General features: G+C 73.5%; 17 protein-coding genes and 1 tRNA gene. 8 read left to right on the top strand and 10 right to left on the bottom strand.

Annotation, left to right across the window (positions count from 1 at the left end):
• Window positions 1-43: 43 nt before the first annotated feature.
• The 9 genes from ACIG47_RS04590 to ACIG47_RS04550 form a co-directional block, all read right to left on the bottom strand.
• Entirely contained in the window at window positions 44-580 is a 537-nt protein-coding gene (locus ACIG47_RS04590; RefSeq protein WP_397429797.1) for a single-stranded DNA-binding protein, read from the bottom strand.
• A gap of 53 nt (window positions 581-633) precedes the next feature.
• Window positions 634-2214 carry a GTP-binding protein gene (locus tag ACIG47_RS04585; protein WP_397429796.1) on the bottom strand — a complete coding sequence of 527 codons (1581 nt, stop codon included), beginning with the start codon at window positions 2212-2214 and terminating at the stop codon, window positions 634-636.
• Window positions 2211-3890 carry a GTPase gene (locus ACIG47_RS04580; protein WP_397409464.1) on the bottom strand — a complete coding sequence of 560 codons (1680 nt, stop codon included), beginning with the start codon at window positions 3888-3890 and terminating at the stop codon, window positions 2211-2213. Before ACIG47_RS04580 ends, ACIG47_RS04585 begins: the two co-directional genes overlap by 4 nt.
• A 121-nt stretch (window positions 3891-4011) precedes the next feature.
• Window positions 4012-4085 (bottom strand) — tRNA-Arg (locus ACIG47_RS04575).
• 146 nt (window positions 4086-4231) lie between these two features.
• Entirely contained in the window at window positions 4232-5665 is a 1434-nt protein-coding gene (locus ACIG47_RS04570) for an MFS transporter (protein WP_397429795.1), read from the bottom strand.
• On the bottom strand, window positions 5652-6653 hold the full coding sequence (locus ACIG47_RS04565; RefSeq protein ID WP_397429794.1) for a LacI family DNA-binding transcriptional regulator: 1002 nt from the start codon (window positions 6651-6653) through the stop codon (window positions 5652-5654). Before ACIG47_RS04565 ends, ACIG47_RS04570 begins: the two co-directional genes overlap by 14 nt.
• Window positions 6650-7612 carry a carbohydrate ABC transporter permease gene (locus ACIG47_RS04560; protein ID WP_397429793.1) on the bottom strand — a complete coding sequence of 321 codons (963 nt, stop codon included), beginning with the start codon at window positions 7610-7612 and terminating at the stop codon, window positions 6650-6652. The genes ACIG47_RS04565 and ACIG47_RS04560 overlap by 4 nt, the downstream gene beginning before the upstream one ends.
• Window positions 7609-8472 carry a carbohydrate ABC transporter permease gene (locus ACIG47_RS04555; protein ID WP_397429792.1) on the bottom strand — a complete coding sequence of 288 codons (864 nt, stop codon included), beginning with the start codon at window positions 8470-8472 and terminating at the stop codon, window positions 7609-7611. The genes ACIG47_RS04560 and ACIG47_RS04555 overlap by 4 nt, the downstream gene beginning before the upstream one ends.
• Window positions 8473-8569: 97 nt before the next feature.
• A complete protein-coding gene (locus ACIG47_RS04550) occupies window positions 8570-9907 on the bottom strand; it encodes an ABC transporter substrate-binding protein (RefSeq protein ID WP_397429791.1) in 1338 nt (445 codons plus the stop codon).
• 205 nt (window positions 9908-10112) lie between these two features.
• Between ACIG47_RS04550 and ACIG47_RS04545 the strand changes: the two genes are divergently transcribed.
• Window positions 10113-11153 carry an ester cyclase gene (locus ACIG47_RS04545; RefSeq protein ID WP_397429790.1) on the top strand — a complete coding sequence of 347 codons (1041 nt, stop codon included), beginning with the start codon at window positions 10113-10115 and terminating at the stop codon, window positions 11151-11153.
• A 30-nt stretch (window positions 11154-11183) separates the two neighbouring features.
• Here the strand turns inward: ACIG47_RS04545 and ACIG47_RS04540 are convergent, their stop codons facing one another.
• Window positions 11184-12095, bottom strand: coding sequence for a LysR family transcriptional regulator (locus tag ACIG47_RS04540; RefSeq protein WP_397429789.1), 912 nt, complete (start codon window positions 12093-12095; stop codon window positions 11184-11186).
• A gap of 73 nt (window positions 12096-12168) precedes the next feature.
• Here ACIG47_RS04540 and hisD point away from each other — a divergent pair, with 73 nt between their 5' ends.
• From hisD to ACIG47_RS04505, 7 genes are all read left to right on the top strand, one after another.
• Window positions 12169-13506 carry a histidinol dehydrogenase gene (gene hisD / locus ACIG47_RS04535; protein ID WP_397429788.1) on the top strand — a complete coding sequence of 446 codons (1338 nt, stop codon included), beginning with the start codon at window positions 12169-12171 and terminating at the stop codon, window positions 13504-13506.
• Window positions 13503-14747, top strand: a complete 1245-nt coding sequence (locus ACIG47_RS04530; protein ID WP_397429787.1) for an ester cyclase — start codon at window positions 13503-13505, stop codon at window positions 14745-14747. The genes hisD and ACIG47_RS04530 overlap by 4 nt, the downstream gene beginning before the upstream one ends.
• Window positions 14744-15598: a nitrilase-related carbon-nitrogen hydrolase gene (locus ACIG47_RS04525; protein ID WP_397429786.1), complete on the top strand. Its 855-nt coding sequence runs from the start codon at window positions 14744-14746 to the stop codon at window positions 15596-15598. Before ACIG47_RS04530 ends, ACIG47_RS04525 begins: the two co-directional genes overlap by 4 nt.
• A 66-nt stretch (window positions 15599-15664) precedes the next feature.
• Window positions 15665-16345, top strand: a complete 681-nt coding sequence (locus ACIG47_RS04520) for a TetR/AcrR family transcriptional regulator (RefSeq protein WP_397429785.1) — start codon at window positions 15665-15667, stop codon at window positions 16343-16345.
• Window positions 16345-17247 (top strand): alpha/beta fold hydrolase, encoded by a 903-nt coding sequence (locus ACIG47_RS04515; protein WP_397429784.1) that lies wholly within the window; start codon window positions 16345-16347, stop codon window positions 17245-17247. Before ACIG47_RS04520 ends, ACIG47_RS04515 begins: the two co-directional genes overlap by 1 nt.
• A gap of 41 nt (window positions 17248-17288) precedes the next feature.
• Window positions 17289-18386 (top strand): winged helix DNA-binding domain-containing protein, encoded by a 1098-nt coding sequence (locus ACIG47_RS04510; protein WP_397429783.1) that lies wholly within the window; start codon window positions 17289-17291, stop codon window positions 18384-18386.
• Window positions 18387-18471: 85 nt separating this feature from the next.
• Window positions 18472-20055, top strand: a complete 1584-nt coding sequence (locus ACIG47_RS04505) for an ATP-dependent DNA ligase (protein ID WP_397429782.1) — start codon at window positions 18472-18474, stop codon at window positions 20053-20055.
• The last annotated feature ends 8 nt before the right edge of the window (window positions 20056-20063 follow it).

Genomic DNA, 20063 nt, shown 5'->3' with positions numbered 1-20063 from the left:
ACATCCCAGCACCCGCCGGCCGCGGAGCACGGCTGCCCCAAGCCTACGCGTTCACCAGCTCCCGCTGCCCCTCGCCGTCGGCCCTCGCCGCGGCACCGGAGTCCGGCGCGGGCGCCTCGCCCTCTCCCGCCAGCTCCCGGGCGTCGTCGGGGACTCCGGCGCCGGCCGGCGCCGGTGCCTGGATCGCGAACGGGTCCGCCTCACCGGCGGGCACGGGGTGCACCTCGCGCGTGAACTCGACCTTGCCGCGCGTGGCGTCCAGGCCGATCGCCGACGCGACGATCACGAGCGACATGCGTTCCTGGCCCTCCGGGCCGGTCCACTCGTCGACCTCGAGCCGTCCGGTGACGACCACCGGGTCGCCCTTGTGCACCGAGCGGGCCACGCTCGCCGCGGCCGCCCGCCACGCCTTGACGGTGAACCACAGGGTCTTGCCGTCGGTCCAGTCCCCGTCCTCGTTCACGTAGCGACGGGTGCTGGCCACGCGGAACGAGGTCCACTCCCGCTCCTTGACCGGGTTCACGTGCAGCGCCGGGTTGTTGCCGACGAAGCCCGACACGGTCACCATGACGTCCTTCATGGGGCCCTCCTGGGTGTCCCGGACCGGCCCCAGCGGCCGGTCCGTACCCAGCATCAGGCGCGCACGGGACCCAGGTCGGTCAGCCGGACGGTGCCTGGGGACGAAGCCCCCGGACGGCCGCCTGTGGTCGCGCTCTGAGCCAGTCGCAGCGGTGCGGAGGGTCCCTCGTCGCGCGCACTCTGTGCGAGCTCGCGCACCGCACGGTGCTCGTCGAGCAGCTTCTGGGTGGGCTCGCCGAGCGTCTGCCGCAGCACGCGTTCCAGCGCGGCGCGGCCCGACGCGATGACCCCCTGCTCCCGCCGTGCCGCCAGGGCACGACGGATCTGCATCGCCACGAGGAACACCACCAGCGCGGCCACGGCCGCCGCCACGGCCAGCACCCCGAGCACCGTCGTCCAGGTCTCCCCCACCGGTAGGAAGCCCATCGACGCCAGCACCGTCGCGATCCCGAGCAGCACCGCGACCAGCACGGACCCGAGCGCGAGGCGCCGGGTCAGGCGCTGCGTCGTCGGGCCGCGGGTGTCCAGGGTGATGCCCTGGAGCGCCGTCGACACCGCGCTCGCGAGGTCCTGGGCGCTCGCCACGCTCGCGGCGAGCGAGCGCTGCCAGCCGGGCTTGAGGGCCTCCCCCGAGCCGATGAGCCAGCGGGAGCGCGACAGGGCCGTCGCGTCCGCGTCGGGCGCCCGGAACTCGGGCGAGCCGTAGCCGTTGCGCACGGCGGCGCCCACCTGGGCCGCGACCGACTCCAGGCCGGCCGCCCGGGACAGGGCGTCCACCTCGCGCTCGAGCACCGTGTCGATGTGCCACGGCACCTCGGCCGGGGTCTGCCCGAGCAGCAGGGCCGCCGCGGCGTCCAGCTCCCCGGCCGCGCGGCCTGCCGAGACCGACCGGCGCGCCACGGTCTGCTCCAGCAGCCCGCGCAGGTCTGCGATGCCGATGTCCGTCTTGGTCGACGCCGCGACCACGGGCACCTCGTCCAGCCCGTCGTCACGCAGCAGGCGCTTGACGTCGTTGACCAGGTTGTCGCGCTGTCCCACGGGCACGGTGTCGATCTGGTTGAGCACCACGACCGTGGACGCCTGCATGCCCGAGGAGTCGCGCAGGTACCCCGTGTGCAGCGCGTCGTCCGCGTACTTCTGCGGGTCCACGACCCACACGAGCAGGTCCACCAGCGGCAGCACCTTGTCCACGACGTCGCGGTGGCCCGGGGCCACCGAGTCGTGGTCGGGCAGGTCCAGCAGCACCAGCCCGGCCAGGCCCGCCTCGTCGGCCGCGTCCAGCTCGCCCGACCGCGTGATGCGGCGTTCGCGCTCCACCCCGAGCCAGTCGAGCAGGGCCGTGGCGTCGTCGCTCCACGAGCACGCGGTGACCTTGGCGGTGGTGGGCCGCTTGACGCCGACGTCGGCGAAGGTGAGCCGGGAGATCTTGTTGAACGTGCTGGACTTGCCCGACCCGGTGCCGCCCGCCAGCGCCACGACGGTGTGGTCCACGCCGAGGGCGAGCCGTTCGCGCACCCCGGCCACGGAGCTCGCGACCTTGCCGAAGACCGTGTCGTCGAGCCGCGATCCCGCGATCTGCAGCGCGCGGCCGAGGTCTTCGGTGCGCGCGCTGAGCGTCGCATCCTGGCTCGTCATGTCAGCCTCCTGAGCTCGGCCAGCCGCACGCGGAGCGGAGCGGCCGCGTCATCGGCTAAGGCGGGGACGTCAAGGGCACTCTGGACAGAACGGGCCTCTTCCGCAACCGCTAGGGCCACCTTGTCCGCAAGTTCGTCCTGGAGCCGCTCGATCTGGTCGACGGTGACCTCGCCGAGCACACGGTCGACCAGCCGGGCACAGTCCTCGTTGCCGAGCGCCGTCCCGAGCAGCAGCGTGGCCAGACCGCGGTCACCGAACGCCTTGCGCGCACCGGTGACCCGCGCCCCGGCGTCGGGTTCGGCGCTCTCGGCGGCCGCGGCGTCCAGCCCGCCCACGAGGTCGTCCGCCAGCCGCGTCCAGCCGGCCGCGGCCTCCTCGCCCCGGGCGAGCCGCGCGTCGGCGCGGCCGGAGCCGGACGGGAGGAGCAGCTCGCCGGCCGGCGGGGCACCGGGCCCCGCGAGGGTGGCCCGCAGGCTCTCCTCGGTGCGGACGCCGGCGGCCACGAACGCACGGGCCGCCGTGGCCTCGATCTCCTCGCGCAGCTGCTCCAGCGCGGCCTCGCGGGCCTTGCCGGCCCGCTTGGTGGTCCGGGCGACGCCGTCCCGCACCGTGACCCGCGCGATGTTGTGCATGCTGGCCAGCTCCGCGAAGCGGGCCGCGACGGTGCCCTCGCCCGCGGCCCCCGACAGGACGGCGGTCCGGGCGGAGAGCTGGGCGTCGGGCACCACCGACTCCACGGCGTTGCGCAGGTCGAAGGCTGCGGTGCCCTGCTGCTCGACCGCGGTGGCCAGGCCCGTGACCCACTCCGGCAGGGCGCCCAGGGCACCCTTGAGCGTGCGCAGGATGATGGTGCGCGACCGCTCCGGACCGGCCATCAGGCCGAGCCAGCGCTGGATCGGCTCCACCAGCTTGTGGTCGAGCAGTCCCTCGTGCGGCCCGACGTCGGGCACGATGAACAGCGGCACGTCCTTCATGCCGCGCTCCTTCATCCGCGTGTTGAGGTCACCGCGGATGGTCGCCAGGTTCTCCTTCGGCACCCGGTTGAGCACCATCGCGACGCTCGCACCGCGCTCCCGCGCGCGGTCCAGCGCCTGCCACGGCAGCGCGTCCCCGTAGCGGGCGGCCGTCGTGACGAACAGCCAGAGGTCGGCCGCCTCCAGGAGCTGGTGCGCCGTGGACCGGTTCTCCGAGAGGAAGGAGTCGAGGTCGGGCGCGTCCATGAGCGCGGTGCCGCGCGGTACGCCCTCGTGCTTGACCAGCCGGGCGAGCTCCGTCACGGGCCCGGGCGTGAGCGTGTCGACGTCGCGCGGGTGCACCCCCACCACGGGCTCGCGGGTCGTGGGCCGCAGCACGCCCGCCTCGGACACCTCCTCGCGCAGCAGGCTGTTGAAGAGGGTGGACTTGCCGGCCCCCGTCGACCCTGCGAGCACGACGACGGCGGGGCTGGACAGCTCGGCCAGGCGCGGCAGCAGGTGCTCGTCGAGCTGCGCCAGCAGACGCTCGCGGGACGCCTCGGCCTCGTCGGCACCGTCGATGGGCAGGGGCAGCGTCGCCGAGGCGACGTCGCGGCGCAGGTCCTGCACGACGTCGTGCACCGTGAAGCCGAGCTGCTCCGCAACGTTCGGGTCCACACCACCCCGACGACCGAGCACTGCGGAGCGTGTTCCTGGAGTCACGGCTTCATCCTGATAGGTCAAGATCGTTCTGCCAAGCCGTAGCGGCTGGTAGATACGCAGAAACAGCGTATTTGTGCAGGCTGTCGGCATGAGCACCCGACGCCCGACGACAGCGGACCAGTGCCCCCGGCAGGATTCGAACCCGCGACCTAGTCATTAGAAGTGACCCGCTCTATCCAGCTGAGCTACGGAGGCAAGCGAGCCGAGTTTAGCCTAGGCCGAGCGGGTCTTGACCATGCCAAAGAGGCGTGCAGCACGCCAGGCAATGGAAGACCCGTCCAGCAGTCTGACGGGACACAACGCACGGCACACCGTGGCACGACGTCACCGGTGCCCGCGGCTCAGCCGGCCGGCCGCCGTCCCGGACGGGAGCTCACCAGCAGCACGGCGCCGCAGACCAGCAGCAGCGCGGCGACGCCGAGGAAGAGCGCCGACGCCGCGTCCAGGACGGCCTGCGCGGATGCCGGCGCCGTCGGCGACACGGGGGCCGCGACGGCGAGCGCCACGCCCGCGGCGCCGACACCGGCCGCCGAGGCGAGCTCCCGCAGGGTGCTGTTGACGCCGGCGCCGGCGCGGCCCGACGCCCCGCCCTGCGCGTAGGCCATGGTCAGCCGCGTGGACAGGGGTGAGGAGCACAGGCCGGCGCCGACGCCGACCACGACGAGCGCCGCCTCGTAGCCGGCGAAGGAGCCCTCGAGACCGGTGGCGAGCAGCACGAAGCCCACCGCGGACAGCGTCAGGCCACCCAGGACGACGCGGTTCAGGCCGAGCCGGCGCACGAGGGGGACGCTGAGGTAGGTGACGAGGAACATCGCCACGGAGACCGGCACGAGCGCGAGCCCGGCCACGGCCGGTGTCATCCCGCGCACCGTCTGCACCAGGTGCGCGTTGAGGGAGAAGAGCACGAAGAGGCTCGCGAACGTGACCACGATGCCCAGCGCGGCGGCCCGCACGGCGGGGTACCGGAAGACGGCGAAGTGCAGCAGGGGCTGCGCGCGGTGCCGCTCGGTGCGCCAGAACGCGACGGCCGCGACGACGGCGACGACGGCCGGGACCGCGAGCAGCCACGGCCGGTCCAGGAGGTTGGGCGCCTCGATCAGGGTCACCAGGGCGGCCATGGCACCGACGACGAAGTACGCGGTTCCCGGCAGGTCGAGCACCGCGGAGCGATCGGGCCGACGCCGCACGCCCACCACGGCCGCGACGAGCACCACGGTGAGCACGGTCAGCGGCAGGGTCACGGCGAACGTGCTGCGCCATCCGCCGAAGGAGACCAGCAGGCCGCCCAGACCGTTGCCGACCATGCCGGCCACGCTCGTCGACGCCGTCCAGGTGGCCACGATGCGCGGGTGTCCCGCCCTGGCCGACCGGTGCAGCAGCACCGAGAGCGACTGCGGCAGCGCCATGCCTGCGCCGACGCCGGCCACGGCCCGGGACGCGATCAGCAGCGTCATGTCCGACGCCACGAGCGCGAGCAGGCTCGCCAGGGCGAACAGGACGAGGCCGAGCAGCAGCACGCGCTCCTCGCCGAACCGCGCCCCCAGCATCTCGGCGGGCAGCAGCAGGCACGCGAACGCGATGACGAAGGCGTCGACGAACCACGTCTGCTGCGAGGTGTCCGGCGCGAGGTCGCTGACCGCGAGCACCGGGACGGACAGGTTGGCCACGGACACGGCGGACATGAGCAGCACGACGACGGAGCACAGCAGCAGCAGGTCGCGCCGCCTGCTCCTGGTCCTGCCGTCGTCGTGGGCCCCTGGGTCAGGCGACGACATGGGAACGCCGCACGACGAGCTCCGTCGGGACGACGACGCGGCGTGCCGCCGGGTCCTGCCCGGCGTGCAGCGCCGTCAGCCGCTCCACGAGCACGGAGCTCGCCGTGCGGGCCATCTGCGACAGGTGCGTGTCGATGGTGGTCAGGTCGAACGTCGGCCAGCTCGCGACGGGGCTGTTGTCGAAGCCCACGACGGCCGGGCGGGGGCCGTCGCCCTGCTCATGCCAGGCGTTGAGCAGGCCCACGGCCACGGCGTCGGTGGTGCAGAAGACCGCCGTCGGACGCTGCCTGAGGCCCATGAGCTGGCCCCAGCCCCGGTGACCGGCGTCGTGGGTGAGCCCGCTGCGGATGACCGGGCGGTCCTTCGCGTCGATCCCGGCCTCGCGCAGCTCCGCCGTGAACGCGCGCTCGCGCGCGGAGGCGCTGCTCATGTCGCTCGGGCCGGCGAGCATCGCCACGCGGGTGTGCCCCTCGCCGAGCAGCAGGCGGGCCGCCAGCCGCCCGCCGCCCGCGTTGTCGGCCACCACGGTGTCCGCCTCGACGCCGCGGGTCACACGGTTGAGGAAGACGAAGGGGACGCGCCGTTCCTGCAGCCGCGCGGGGAGCGGGGAGTCCAGGCGGCTGGTCGTGAGGATCACGCCGTCCACCGACCCGTCGAACAGGAGCGAGTGGTCCAGCTCCTTGTCGGGCGTCTCCGAGACGAGCAGCAGGCGGTAGCCGTGCCGGTCGAGCTCGTCGTGCATGGCCGGCAACGTGTCGGGGTAGGTGAGGTTGCCGAGCTCGGCGACGACGGCGATGTTGCCCGTCGCCTTGCGGCTGAGGCTCCGGCCGAGGTTGCTCGGCACGTAGCCGAGCCGGTCGGCCGCCTCCCGCACCCGCCGCACGGTGCTCTCGCTGATCTTGGGGTCGCCGCGCAGCGCGCGGGACACCGTCGCCTGCGAGACCTGCGCCGCCCGGGCGACGTCGTGGCTCGTGATCCGCTGGCTCATCCCTTGACCGCACCGCCACCGAGGCCGGCGACCAGGTACTTGCGGGCGAAGACGGCGATGAGGATCACGGGGATCACCAGCAGCACGCTCGCGGCGGCGAGCGTCTGGTAGGTCGACACGTCGTCCGCGCCCTTCTGCGCCGCGAGGAACACCGGGATGGTGATCGCGTCCGTACGGGTGAGCGTCAGCGCCACGAGGTACTCCTGGAACGCGATGAGAAAGGTGAAGACACCGGCGGTGACCAGGCCCGGACCCATGACGGGCAGGATAACGCGCGTGAAGGCCGTGAACCGGCTGCACCCGTCGATCATCGCGGCCTCGTCGAGCTCGACCGGGATGTCCCGGAAGAACCCGATGAGGAGCAGCAGCGTGAACGGCATGTTCAGCGCCACCAGCGCGGCGATGAGGGCGAAGCGGGTGTCGAAGATGCCCAGCGCCTGGGAGATCTCGTAGAACGGCAGCACCACGGCGAACCGCGGGATGGTGCGCAGCACCACCGCCAGGAGCAGCAGGACCGGTCCGACGATGCCCGAGTACCGGGCAAAGGCGTACGCGGCGGGGGCGCCGATCGCCAGGGCGACGAGCACCGTCACGACGGCGATGAGCAGGGTGTTGCCGAGCACGAACGCGAAGATCGTGCCGCGCCACAGGTCGGAGAACGAGCTGAGCTCCGGGGTGAAGACCCAGGTCGGCGGGTTGGTGAAGGCGGCGCGGAACGGCTTGACGGAGGTCAGGAGCGCCCACAGGAACGGGCTGAGCGCTACCACGACGATGACGACGAGCGCCGAGGTCGCCCCGGCCGAGATCAGGCGTTCGCGCTGGTCGTGCTTCTTGCGGGCGGCCCGCCGGGCCGCCACGAGGTGGGCGGTGCTGACGGCGCGCCCGGCCGGGCCGGACGCCGTGGAAGCTGCCGGGCCGGTCGCCGGGCTGGTCTCTGCGTTGATCTCGGTGCTGGTCATGCTGCTCGGGACTCCTTCCAGGTCTGACGCAGGAACGGCACGAGCAGGACGATCGTGATGAGGATGGTGAGCACGTTGACCGCGCTGGCGACACCCAGCCGGTAGGACTCCGAGAGCGCCACCTGGTACACGAACGTCATCAGCGACTCGGTGCCGATGCTGGTGGACGCGGGTGTGATGATCTGGATCGAGTCGAAGATCTTGAGGCTGTCCATGATCGTGATGAGGATGACGAAGGAGAACAGCGGGCGCAGCAGCGGGATGATCATGTAGCGCTGCTTCTGCCACCAGTTGGCCCCGTCGATCTGCGCGGCCTCGAGCGGCTCCTGCGGCAGGGTCTGCAGGCCGGCCAGCAGCACGAGGATCACGAACGGCGTCTCGTGCCACAGCGCGTGCAGGCCCACCAGGAGCCGGGCGGGACCGGTCTCGGTCAGCCAGTTCACACCCACGCCGAAGACACCGAGGATCTGGTTGACGACGCCGCCGAAGATGTCGTTGAACAGCCACGAGAAGTTCATGGCGCCCACGACGGTCGGCACCACGTACGTGGCCATGAGCAGCGCGAGGATCACCATGCGGCCGCGCCGGACCCGGTTCAGCAGCAGCGCGATGCCGTAGCCCACGATCACCTTCACCGTGGTGAGGACCAGCGTGAAGACCACGGTGAACAGCGCGGCGTCGCCGAACCGGGGGCTGGAGAAGAGCTCGCGGTAGTTGTCGAGGCCGTTGAACGTGCCGGGCTGACCGATCGGCACGTTCTGGAAGCTCCAGACGACGGTCATGACCAGCGGGACGATGAGCAGGCCGGCCATCAGCACGATGGCGGGGCCGGAGAAGAGGGCGAACTGTCTCAGTCGCACAGCCGCTCCTTTCGAGGTCGGTGGTGGGGCGGGGCGGGCCGTCGCGGGCCCGCCCCGCCGGCCCGGCCGGTCGCACCGGCCGGGCTGGTGGGGCTGGTCAGGAGCCGTAGCCCGCGTCGTCGATCGCCTTCTCGGCGGCCTGCTGCAGCTGGGCGGCGCCCTCCTCGCTGCTCAGGTCGCCGCTGACCACCTTGTTCAGCACGGGCGCGGCGACCGCGAACACGTCGGACATCCACGGGACCAGCGGCAGCGCGTTGGGCCGCTCGCCCTCCAGCACCGCACGGGCGGCCGGCTCGAACGGCAGGTCCGCCGCCTGCGCCTCGGTGGTCCGGGCGGGGATGGTCGCGCCCGCGGCCTCCGCGGCCGCCTCGGGGCCGGTGGCGACGCCGATCAGGTCGAACAGCAGGTCCTTGTCCACCTCGGAGTTCTCGGCGATCGCGAGGCCGTCGACTGACAGGCTCGTCGCCGGCGTGCCGCCCTCCTTCACGGCCGGGGGCACGTCGAACCCGAACGAGCCGGCGTACTCCGTCTGCTCCTCGTCGAGCAGCGCCGAGACGCGGCCGGCGAACAGGAAGGACATCGCGGCCTGGCCGGTCTGGAGCTGCGAGATCACCTCCGGCGACGCCCACGACGTGGACTGCGGGCTCATGTTCTCGTAGGTGGTGCGCAGCGTGTCGAGCGCCTCGACCGACTCGGGCGAGTCGAGCGTAGGCACCGGCTGGTCGCCGTCGAACCACTGGCCGCCGAGCGAGCCCAGGATCTGGTTGTAGACGCTGGAGACGTCACCGGCCGAGGCGATCGGCAGCGCGAGCGGGTGCTCCATCCCCGTCTCCTGCGTGATCGTCTCCGCTGCGTCGAACATCTCCTCGAAGGTGGTCGGCACCTCGAGCCCGAGGTCCTCGAAGATGTCCGCGCGGTAGACGAAGACGACGGTGCCCCAGAAGGTGGGCAGCGCCATCTGCTGCCCGTCGTAGGACAGCGACTCCAGGAGCGCCGGGTCGATGTCGTCGAGCGCCAGCTCCTCGCCCTGGTCGGCCACGTAGTCGTCGAGCGGCGTGATCCAGCCGCGGTCCGAGTACAGCGGGTAGACCGTCCCGTAGACCTCGACGATGTCGTAGCTGGGCCGGGAGCTGGACATGGACTGCACGGCCCGCTGGTCCTGGCCGGCGAAGTCGGTCTCCGGAGCCTCCACGGTGAGGTTCTCCCCGGTGCACCCGTTGACGATCGCGTCGGCGAACGGGTCGGACGACGGGCTCGTGTACGAGAGCACGTTGACGGTGGTGGGGCTGTCGGGCTGGTCGATGTCGCAGGCGATGCCAGCGCCGCCGATGTCGGCGCCGGCGCCGCAGCCCGCGAGGGCGAGCGCCGTGGCTGCCAGGGCGCCGACGCTCGCGATGCGGGCGCGGCGGCGGGTCCTGCCATGGGAGAGGGCCATGGAGAAGCTCCTTCGAGGTCGAGATGCGGGGGGTGCTGGTGGAACAGGTCTCGCGGTGATGGTGCAAGTTATACGTATACCCAGTTCCGCACAACCGTGTGCAACAACCTTGTTTCTGGCGTGTGAAATCAACGACCGGTTGCGATACGCCCTCGTGCAACCGTATACATCGGTTCAGCCACCACCCCGAGACGAGGAGACCGTTGTGCCCACCGAGAGCCTTGACCCGCGCGCCTACGCCCCCTACCCGACGGTCGAGGAGTACATCCTCGACTGGACGGACCGCATCTGGGCCGACGGTGCGATCGGCGACATCCCCGGCATGTACGCCCCCGACATCGTGGTGCGCACGGCCACCGGCGTCGGCGTGGGCGTGGAGCCCGTGGTGCGTGGCTCGCTGGCCAAGAAGGCGGCGTTCGTGCACCGCATCGGCGTGGGCGAGGACGTGATCTGGGAGGAGCGCGGCCCGTCGTCGTTCGTGAGCCACCACCGCGTGCTGCACACCGGCGGACAGGACGGTCCGTGGAGCTACGGCCCGCCCCGCGGCGTCCCCGCCGTCTCCCGGAACCTGCCCGTCTGCCTGGTGCAGGACGCGATGGTCACCGAGGAGTGGGTGGTGCGCGACGAGTGGGCCGTCGCGGAGGGGCTCGGCCACGATCCCGCCGCGATCGCCGCGGCACAGCCCGCCGACCTCACCAGCCTCGGCGAGGCAGGGCTCTTCGGCCGCCCGGCGCCGGACGACCCGACGTCCGAGGGCGACAGCGGGCGGCGGCCGGCCGGCCACGCCGCCGAGGCGACGCACGTGCTGGCGCTCTGGCGGGACATGATCGAGCGCCGCCGGTTCGACCTCGTCGCCGACTTCTACTCGCGCGACACGATCCTGCACACCTCCCGCAACCGCACGGTCACGCGGCAGGACGGCGTACGGGCCGACCTGCTCGGGTTCCTCGCGCCGTTCCCCGACGCGCGCGTCGAGGTGCGCGACATCGCCGTGCACACCTCCCCCGACCGCGGCACGCGCGCCTCGGTGCTGTGGCGGCTCGCCGGCACCTACGGCGGCATGCCGCTGTACGGGCCGGCGGGCGGCGAGGCGGTCGAGGTGATGGGCGTCTCGCAGTACGAGCTGGAGGGCGGCCGGGTACGACGGGAGTACCGCGTCTTCGACGAGCTCGCGGTGCTCGCCCAGATCGAGGCGGGCCGACGGCGGGTCCGGGCGGCCGCCGAGCACCGGGCAGCGGCCGAGTAGCGCGCACCGTCGTCCCGGCCGCGCTCGTCGTCAGGCCCGGCGGTGGAACATCATCTCCGTCGCCATGTCCACGAGCCGCCGCGTCCCCGGGGACAGCACCGTGTCGTCCCGGGTCAGCAGCGCGATGGTGTCGTACATCGGCTGCGCGAACCCCACGGTGCCCAGCCCCGGGGGCATCGTGTCCGACGCCGCCACCGCGCGCGAGACCATCGTGTCGCCCACGCCCCGGGCCACCAGCTCCAGCGCGGCCTCGACGGTCTCGACCTCGATGACGACGTCGAGGTCGACGCCGGCGTCGGCCGCGCGGTCCGCGAGCTGGCTCCGCGTCGGGTCGCGCCAGGCGTAGTGCGCGTCGTACAGCACGAGCGGGATGCGCGCCACGTCCTGCATGGTCACCGGGCGGGCGGTGCGGGCGGGGTCGGCGCTGACCCACACCACCTCGTCGTCGAGCAGGCGGGTCGCCGAGATGCCCTCCAGCGACACGGGCAGCACGGCCAGGCCGGCCTCGAGCTCGCCGCTGCGTACGGCGTCGGCCACCTCGGCGGAGTTCTGCCCCACCAGCCGCACCTGGACTCCCGGGTGCTCGCGGTGGAACCGCTCGGCGAGGTCGGAGAGCAGGTAGTACGACGCGTTCTTGAGCACGCCGAACGACGCCCGTCCGCGCTCCAGGCCCCGGAGCTCACGCAGGGCCTGGTCGGCGCCGTCGACGGCGGCCAGGATGTGGCGCGCCCAGACGAGCAGCTCGTCGCCGGCGGGCGTCAGGCGCAGCCGCCGCCCGGCCCGCACGAACAGCGGCAGGCGGTAGGCGGCCTCCACCCGGCGCACCAGCTCCGACGCCGCGGGCTGGCTGATCTTCAGCTCCTGGGCCGCGGCGGTGAACGAGCCCGTGTCGGCCGCGACGGCGAAGGCACGCAGCTGGGCGAGGGAGAACGCAGAATCCACAAGGTCAACCTATAGGTCGCACAAGAAACCTGGCCGTTGTCCTTGACGCGGCGCCGTTCGTAGATTCACGCCCATGCTCTACACCGACGCCGTGCTCGCCTCGCTCGAGCACCGCTACACGATCACCAAGGCCCCCGGCGTCGCGGCTCCGGCGGCCCAGCAGGACCCGGCCATCGCGGAGACGGTCACCCGCATGCTGCTCGACATCGAGCGGCGCGGGCTGGACGCCGTGCGCGAGTACGCCCGGACCCTGGACCGCTGGGAGGGCGGTGACTTCGAGCTCGACGCCGCGGCGATCGCCGCGAGCGCCGACCGGATCCCGGCCGACCTGCGCGACGCGATCGACCTGGGGGCCGAGCGCACGCAGGCCTTCGCCCGCGCCCAGCGTGACCGGCTGGTCGACTTCGAGACGGAGCCGGTCCCGGGCCTGGTCACCGGCGTGAAGTACGTGCCGGTCTCCCGGGTGGGCGCGTACCTGCCTGCCGGCCGGTTCCCGCTCACGGCGAGCGCGTTCATGACGGTCGGCGTGGCGAAGGCGGCGGGCGTGGACACGGTCGTCGCCTGCAGCCCGCCGCAGCCGGACGGCGGCGCCAACCAGGCCGTGCTGTACACGGCGTACGTCAGCGGCGTGGACCGGTTCTTCGTGGTCGGCGGGGTCCAGGCGCTGGCGGCGATGGCGTTCGGCCTGCTGGGTGAGCTGCCCGTGGACATGCTGGTGGGCGCCGGGAACGCGTTCGTCGCCGAGGCGAAGCGTCAGCTCTTCGGGCGGACGGCGATCGACCTGCTCGCGGGGCCGAGCGAGGTCGCGGTCATCGCGGACGAGAGCGCGGACCCCGAGATCGTGGCGGCCGACCTGCTGGGCCAGGCCGAGCACGGACCGAACTCCCCGGCCGCGCTCGTCACCACCTCCCCGGAGCTCGCGGCGGCGGTCGAGAGCGCCGTGGAGCGCCAGCTGCGGACGCTCGCGACCAGCGCGATCGCCGGCCCGGCGTGGCGCGACTACGGCAGCATCACGGTCGCGGACAGCCGGGAGACGGCTGTCGCACTGATGGACGACCTCGCCCCGGAGCACCTGGAGCTCATCACGGCGGACGACGACTGGTACCACGCGCGGCTGCGCAACTACGGCTCGGTGTTCATCGGCCCGTGGAGCACGGTGGCCTACTCCGACAAGGGCATGGCGGGGACCAACCACGTGCTCCCGACGGCCGGCGGGGCCAAGCACAGCGCCGGGCTGTCGGCGTCGCGGTTCGTCAAGCCGCTCACGTACCAGCGGATCGCGAAGGAGGCGACGCCGGCCCTGGCGCACGCGGTCCAGGTGATCTCCGACTCGGAGGGCATGGCCGCGCACAGCGCGACGGCGACAATGAGACTCGACCGGCTCGAGAACACCGTGGAGGCGAGCGCATGACCCTGACCGACGACGCCCCGGACGACCAGTACGCCCGCCCCGCCGGGGAGCGCCTGCCCGATCCGGTGCCGACCTTCGTCCAGGAGTCGGCGCCGGTCTGGAGCAGCGCGGCACCCGGCCCGACAGCGCCCGGCGGCTCCGCCGTACCGCCGCCGCGGACGATGCCGCGCGACTTCAGCATCGCCATCACGCCGGGCACGGGGCAGCCCAAGCCGCAGGACGGACGGCGCCAGCCGATGCGTGGCTACGAGGAGCAGTACACCGACATCGTCGACTACTGCGTGCGCGTGACCGACCGGATCTGGGAGGACCAGGACGTCGGCTACATCTACGACACGTACGCACCGGGAGTGCGCCTGCACGACGACCGGGGCTGGAAGTTCGGGGTCGAGGGCGTGGTCGAAGGCACGATCGCCACGCTGAACGCGTTCCCGGACTCCCGCCACTACGCCGACGACGTGATCTGGGCGGGCGACGAGGACCAGGGCTTCGTGACCTCGCACCGCGCCATCAACGTGGGCCACCAGACGGGACCGTGGCGGTACGCGCCGACGCCGACGCACAAGCCGGTACGGATCTGGGTGATCGCGAACTGCGTCTCGCGGGAGAACCTCTTCTACGAGGAGTGGGTGCTCTACAACACGGCGGCCCGCCTGCTCCAGCTCGGCATCGACGTGCCGCAGGCCGCGCGCGAGTACGCGGCGTCGTACCCGCTCACGCTGGACGACCACCAGCAGAGCGAGATCGACCGGCTGCTGGCCGGCCGGCACCCGCGCCGCTACGAGCTGCCCGAGGGCGACTCGTTCGACGTCGAGCACTCCGTGCGGGCGCTGTTCCACGACCTCTACAACCGGCGCGACTTCAGCGCCGTCGACCGCGCCTACGCGCAGAACGTGCGCTGGCACGGAACCTCCAACCGGGAGGGCCGCGGCCGGAGCGTGGTCAAGGGCATGGCGCGCAACCTGCTCGCGACCTTCCCCGACCTGGGGCTGACGGTCGACGAGGTCTACTGGATGGGCAACGACCAGGAGGGCTACAGCGTGTCCGTGCGCTGGTCGGCGGCCGGGACGCACCGCGGTCTCGGGCTGTACGGCGCCCCGACCGGCCGTCGGGTGTTCCTCTGGGGCATCTCGCAGTTCTACGTCCAGGGCGGCCGCATCGTCGAGGACTGGTCCCTGTTCAACGAGTTCGACGTGCTCGCGCAGGTGCTGGCCGGACCCGCGGCGCCCGTCCGCCTGTGACGGTCGGTCTGCCGCGGTCCGCGGGGCCGGTGGTCGTCGCCACCGGCCCCGTGGACGTCCGGCTGGGCGACGTCGGCGGGAACCTCGCGCGGATCGCGGACGTCACGCGCGCGGCGGTGGCGGACGGCGCCCGGGTGGTCGTGCTGCCGGAGCTGGCCACGAGCGGCTACGTCTTCGCCTCGCGCGACGAGTGCCGGGACAGCGCGATCACCGCCGACGACCCGCGCCTACGCGCGCTGGCCGCGGCGCTCCCGCCCGACGGCGTGCTGGTGGTCGGCTTCGCCGAGCGGGCAGCGGACCTGCTGTACTCCAGCGCGGCCGTCGTCGGGCACGGCGGGGTGCTCGCCGTCTACCGCAAGACGCACCTGTGGGGCGACGAGGCGGACTTCTTCGCACCCGGGGACCGGCCGCCGCCCGTGGTGGACACACCCGTCGGCCGGATCGGGGTGGCCGTCTGCTACGACGCCGAGTTCCCCGAGGTTCCGCGCGGACTGGCGCTGGCCGGGGCCGACCTCCTGGCATTGCCCGTGAACTGGCCGCTGGTGCCCCGGCCCGCGGGCGAGCACCCGCCGGAGACCGTGCTGGCGATGGCCGCCGCCCGGGCCTCGCGGCTGCCCGTCGTGATCGCCGACCGGGTCGGGACCGAGCGCGGCGTCGAGTGGACGGGCGGCAGCGCCGTCATCGGAGCAGACGGGTGGATCCTCGCGCACGGGCAGACGGCGGAGCTGGTGACCGCCGTCGTCGACCCGGACCGGTCCCGGGACAAGCGCATCGGGGCGCGCAACGACCTGCTCGGCGACCGCAGGCCCGAGCTGTACCGGTCCCTGACCCGTGGAGCAGCGGCCCGCTAGGCGGCACGAGCGGAGTGGTACCGTCGTAGTGACCAGAACCCGACGTACAGTCACTACGAGGTGCCCATGCCCCGTCCCCGCGTTCCCGACCGGCGCGGACGCATCCTCACGGCTGCGCGCGACCTGATCCTGGCCACCGGATGGGCCGACGTCACCGTCGCGGACGTGGCCGCCCGCGCGGGCATCGGCAAGGGCGCCGTCTACCTGGAGTTCCCCGACAAGGCGGCGATCCTCTCGGCGGTCCTGACCCGCTCGACCCGGGCCCTCACGGCCGAGGTGCACGACCGGGTGCTCGACGCGCCCGGCCTCGTGGACCTGCCCGCGGTGTACCGGTTCGCGGTGGACGCGCTCCTGGGCGACCCGTTGATGCGCGCCCTCTACCTGGGCGACGAGGCGGTGCTGGGCCGGCACGTCCGCGACGTCGCCGACGACCGCTACACGCAGCGGATGGACTGGCTCGCCGACTACGTCGCCGCCCTCCAGCGCGCGGGCGTGCTCGACCCGGCGGTCCCGGCCGGCACGGTCGTCCGGGTGCTCGGCGTGTTCACCCTGGGCCTGGCCCACGCGCCCGGCGTGCTCGGAGCCACCCGGGCCGAGGACCTGTCGGCCACGGTCGAGCTGTTCGCCGGCCTGGTCGGGCGGGGCCTGGCCACCGACGGTCCGGTCGAACCGGAGGCCGCCCGCGCGGCCCAGCTCGACCTGCTCGCGCACCTCGACACCCAGCTCGACCTGCTGAAGGAGCCCTGATGACCGACCTCTTCGCCTCGCCCACCGACCTGACCGTCTCCGGCGGCCCCGTCCGGCTGTACCGGGCGGGCGACGTGGGACCACCCGTGCTCCTGCTGCACGGCGCCATGCTGGACACCGCACGCGGTGTGTGGCGGGACGTCGCCCCCGCGCTGGCGGCCGACCACCGCGTACATCTCGTGGACCTGCCCCGGCACGGCGGCAGCCGCCCGTGGCGCGGGGTGCTCGACGACGCGTTCTTCCGCCGCTTCCTCGACGACCTGCTCGACGAGCTCGACCTCCCCCGGGTCGCGGTCGTGGGGCTGTCGATGGGCGGCGGCGTCGCCGCGGGATACGCCCTCGACCGGCCGGAGCGGGTCAGCTCCCTGGTCGCCGTCGGCCCGGGCGGGATCGGTGCCCGCCGCCGCGCCCAGCTCCTCACCTGGCTGTTCCTGCGCACGCCGGGAGCACTGCGCCTGACCACCCGGTACCTCGCCCGACGTCCCGAGGTGGTCCGCAGGTCCATGGTCACGAGCCTCACGGCCGGCGAGGACACCCGTGACCTCGAGAGCATCGTCCACCTGGCCATTGAGGAGGCCCGGGCGAAGGACCGGCACGGGGAACCCGCCCTGGACGACTGGCAGGTCCGCGCCTACGGCCCGTTCTCGATGCGGCTCGACCTCCTGCCCGACCTGCACCGGCTGACCGTCCCGACCCTCTGGGTCCGGGGCGACCAGGACCCGCTCGTCGGGGCCGCCGAGCTGTCCGCGGCGGCCGCGGCGGCACCCGGCTCACACCTGGTCACGGTCGCGGACGCCGGGCACATCGTGCCCTACGACCAGCCCGAGGAGCTCACCCGGCTGGTCCGCGAGTTCCTGACGGCGGCCCCGGGCTCCCACCCGTCCGCCGTCCCGGGCCGGTAGTGCGCCCGGCCGGTGTCAGAGGCTGCCCGTAGCCTTCCCGCATGACCTCCGGACCGCTCACGATCCCCGCCCCGGCCGCGCGCCGGCTGCGCCTGCGCGCGCAGGGTCTCACCCCGGGCGGGGACGACGGCGCGAACCGCTCACCGGTCGACGTCGTGCGCCGGATGGTCGCCCTCCAGGGCCAGGACCTGCCGGCCGTGCTGCGGGCGATCGCCGTCCGGTCGGCGCCCGGCACCACGGTCGAGGACGTGCGCGCGAGGTTCGACGCGGGCGAGCTCGTGCGTGGCTGGACCCAGCGCGGCACCCTCTTCGCCACGACGCCCGGCGACCTGGCCGCCCTCGTCTCGCTGACGGCCGAACGCATGGCCCGGGCGGGCGCGCGCACCCAGGCCGCCGAGGGCCTGGACGACGCCGTCGTGGCGCGCGCGGGATCGGTGGCCCGCGAGGCGCTCTCCGCCCCGGGGCCGGGAGTCTCGCGCGCCGCCCTGCTCGACCTCTGTCGAGCGGCCGGCGTGCCCGTCGAGGGCCAGCGCGGCTACCACCTGATCGTCGCGCTGGCGCTGCAGGGCGTGCTGCACTGGGGCCCGTTCGCCGGCGCGCAGCAGCTCATGGTCGCAACTCCCCCGCCCACCACCCCGGAGGAGCCCGAGACCGCCCTGCGACGCATCGCGCAGTCCTACGTCACCAGCCGCGGACCGGCCACCCCCGAGGACCTCGCGTGGTGGCTCGGCCTGCCCAAGGTGCCGGTGCGCGCCGCGGTGGCAGCTCTCCGCGAGGAACAGCCGGACGCACTCGTCGAGGTCACGGTGGACGGCCGGGCCATGCTCGCCGGCCGGGACGCGCTCGGCACGACGGACGACCTCCCCGCGGGGCCGGGTGTCGTGCTGGTGCCCGGGTTCGACGAGATCGTGCTGGGCTACCAGGACCGCGAGCTGGTCGCCGACGCCGAGGCCATGCGCACCGTCGTCCCGTTCACCAACGGGATCTTCCGCCCGGCGGTCCTGCTGGACGGGCGTCTGGTGGGCACCTGGCGACGCGCACCGAAGCGGGACGAGGAGCCCGTCGAGCTCGTACCCGGCGTCCCGGCGCGGAGCCGCCGGGCCATCGAGAAGGCGGTGGCGGCATGGCCGCACGGCTGAGGCCCGGTGCCGTCCGGCGCGGGCCGGGAGCGGCACGGTGACCCGGTCCCAGGGCGGGCCGGTTCGAGGTGCGTCACGATGGAGCATGCTGCTCGCCGAGGTCGCCGCCACGTCGGACGCCGTCGCCGCCACCCGCTCCCGCCTGGCCAAGCGTGCGGCCATCGCCGACCTGCTGCGCCGTACGGCGGCCGGCGCGGAGGCCGCACCCGGACCGGATGCGGCTGACGTCGCCGCCGACGTCGAGATCGTCGTCGCCTACCTCGCGGGCTCCCTGCGCCAGCGCCGCACCGGCCTGGGCTGGGCCGCGCTGCGCGCCCTCCCGCCGCCGTCGGCCGACGCGACCCTCACGGTGCGCGCCGTCGACGCGGCGTTCGCCGAGATGGCCGAGCTGGAGGGACCCGGCTCCGCCCAGGCGCGCGCGACCGCGGCCACGGCACTCTTCGGCGCCGCGACCGAGCGCGAGCAGTCGTTCCTGCGCGGCCTGGTCGCGGGCGAGCTGCGACAGGGCGCACTCGACTCGGTGGTGGTCGACGCCGTCGCCGAGGCCGCCGGGGTCCCGGCCGACGCCGTGCGCCGCGCCGTCATGATGCGCGGCGCCACCGGACCGGTCGCGAGCGCCGCCCTGCTCGCCGACGACGCCGGCGCCGCGCTGGCGTCCTTCACGCTGGAGGTCGGGCGGCCGGTGCGGCCCATGCTCGCCCAGTCGGCACCGGACATCGCCGCGGCCTTCGAGAAGCTCGGGGCGTCCCCGGGAGCCGCCGAGCTGTGCGTGGACGTCAAGCTCGACGGCATCCGCATCCAGGCGCACAAGCACGGCGACGACGTGCTCGTGGTGACCCGTTCGCTGGACGACATCACCGAACGCGTCCCCGAGATCGTCAGCGTGGTCCGCGCCCTGCCGTCCGACCGCCTGGTGCTCGACGGCGAGGCGCTCGCCGTCGGCGCGGACGGCGTGCCGCGCCCGTTCCAGGAGACGGCGGCCCGCTCCGCGACCCACGAGACCGCGGAGGCCGACCTGGCGTCCCGGCTGGAGCTCACGCCGTTCTTCTTCGACGTGCTGCACTCGGGCGGGCGCGACCTGGTGGACGCCCCGCTGCGCGAGCGCCTGGCGGTGCTCGACGACGTCGCCGCCCCGCACACCGTGCGTCGCCTGGTGACCTCCGACGTGGAGGCGGCCGGCGAGTTCTTCGCGGGTGCACTCCGCGAGGGGCAGGAGGGCGTGGTGGTCAAGACCCTCGACGCCCCCTACGCCGCCGGGCGCCGGGGCGCGGGCTGGGTCAAGGTCAAGCCCCGCCAGACCCTCGACCTCGTGGTGCTGGCGGTCGAGCGCGGGTCGGGGCGCCGGCAGCGCTGGCTGTCCAACATCCACCTGGGGGCGCGGAACCCGGAGGGTGGGTTCGTGATGCTGGGCAAGACGTTCAAGGGCATGACCGACGAGACCCTGAGGTGGCAGACGGAGCGCTTCCGGGAGCTGGAGGTCTCCGACGACGGGTGGGTGGTCACGGTCCGGCCGGAGCAGGTCGTCGAGATCGCGTTCGACGGCCTGCAGCGCTCGACCCGCTACCCCGGCGGCCTCGCCCTGCGCTTCGCACGGGTGCTGCGCTACCGCGACGACAAGTCCGCGGCGGAGGCGGACACGATCGAGACGGTGCGCTCGCTCGCCGGCTGACACCTCAG

Source organism: Promicromonospora sp. NPDC052451 (assembly GCF_044547525.1).
Lineage (GTDB): Bacteria > Actinomycetota > Actinomycetes > Actinomycetales > Cellulomonadaceae > Promicromonospora.
This window is presented reverse-complemented; position numbering and strand designations above follow the sequence as displayed.

Excerpts from the sequence above, each read along its gene's own strand:
- ACIG47_RS04550 (WP_397429791.1), bottom strand. The coding sequence starts at position 9,907 with ATGGCCCTCTCCCATGGCAGGACCCGCCGCCGCGCCCGCATCGCGAGC.
- ACIG47_RS04565 (WP_397429794.1), bottom strand. The coding sequence starts at position 6,653 with ATGAGCCAGCGGATCACGAGCCACGACGTCGCCCGGGCGGCGCAGGTC.
- ACIG47_RS04515 (WP_397429784.1), top strand. The coding sequence starts at position 16,345 with ATGACCGACCTCTTCGCCTCGCCCACCGACCTGACCGTCTCCGGCGGC.
- ACIG47_RS04510 (WP_397429783.1), top strand. The coding sequence starts at position 17,289 with ATGACCTCCGGACCGCTCACGATCCCCGCCCCGGCCGCGCGCCGGCTG.
- hisD (WP_397429788.1), top strand. The coding sequence starts at position 12,169 with ATGCTCTACACCGACGCCGTGCTCGCCTCGCTCGAGCACCGCTACACG.
- ACIG47_RS04590 (WP_397429797.1), bottom strand. The coding sequence starts at position 580 with ATGAAGGACGTCATGGTGACCGTGTCGGGCTTCGTCGGCAACAACCCG.
- ACIG47_RS04585 (WP_397429796.1), bottom strand. The coding sequence starts at position 2,214 with ATGACGAGCCAGGATGCGACGCTCAGCGCGCGCACCGAAGACCTCGGC.
- ACIG47_RS04520 (WP_397429785.1), top strand. The coding sequence starts at position 15,665 with ATGCCCCGTCCCCGCGTTCCCGACCGGCGCGGACGCATCCTCACGGCT.
- ACIG47_RS04530 (WP_397429787.1), top strand. The coding sequence starts at position 13,503 with ATGACCCTGACCGACGACGCCCCGGACGACCAGTACGCCCGCCCCGCC.
- ACIG47_RS04505 (WP_397429782.1), top strand. The coding sequence starts at position 18,472 with ATGCTGCTCGCCGAGGTCGCCGCCACGTCGGACGCCGTCGCCGCCACC.
- ACIG47_RS04560 (WP_397429793.1), bottom strand. The coding sequence starts at position 7,612 with ATGACCAGCACCGAGATCAACGCAGAGACCAGCCCGGCGACCGGCCCG.
- ACIG47_RS04570 (WP_397429795.1), bottom strand. The coding sequence starts at position 5,665 with ATGTCGTCGCCTGACCCAGGGGCCCACGACGACGGCAGGACCAGGAGC.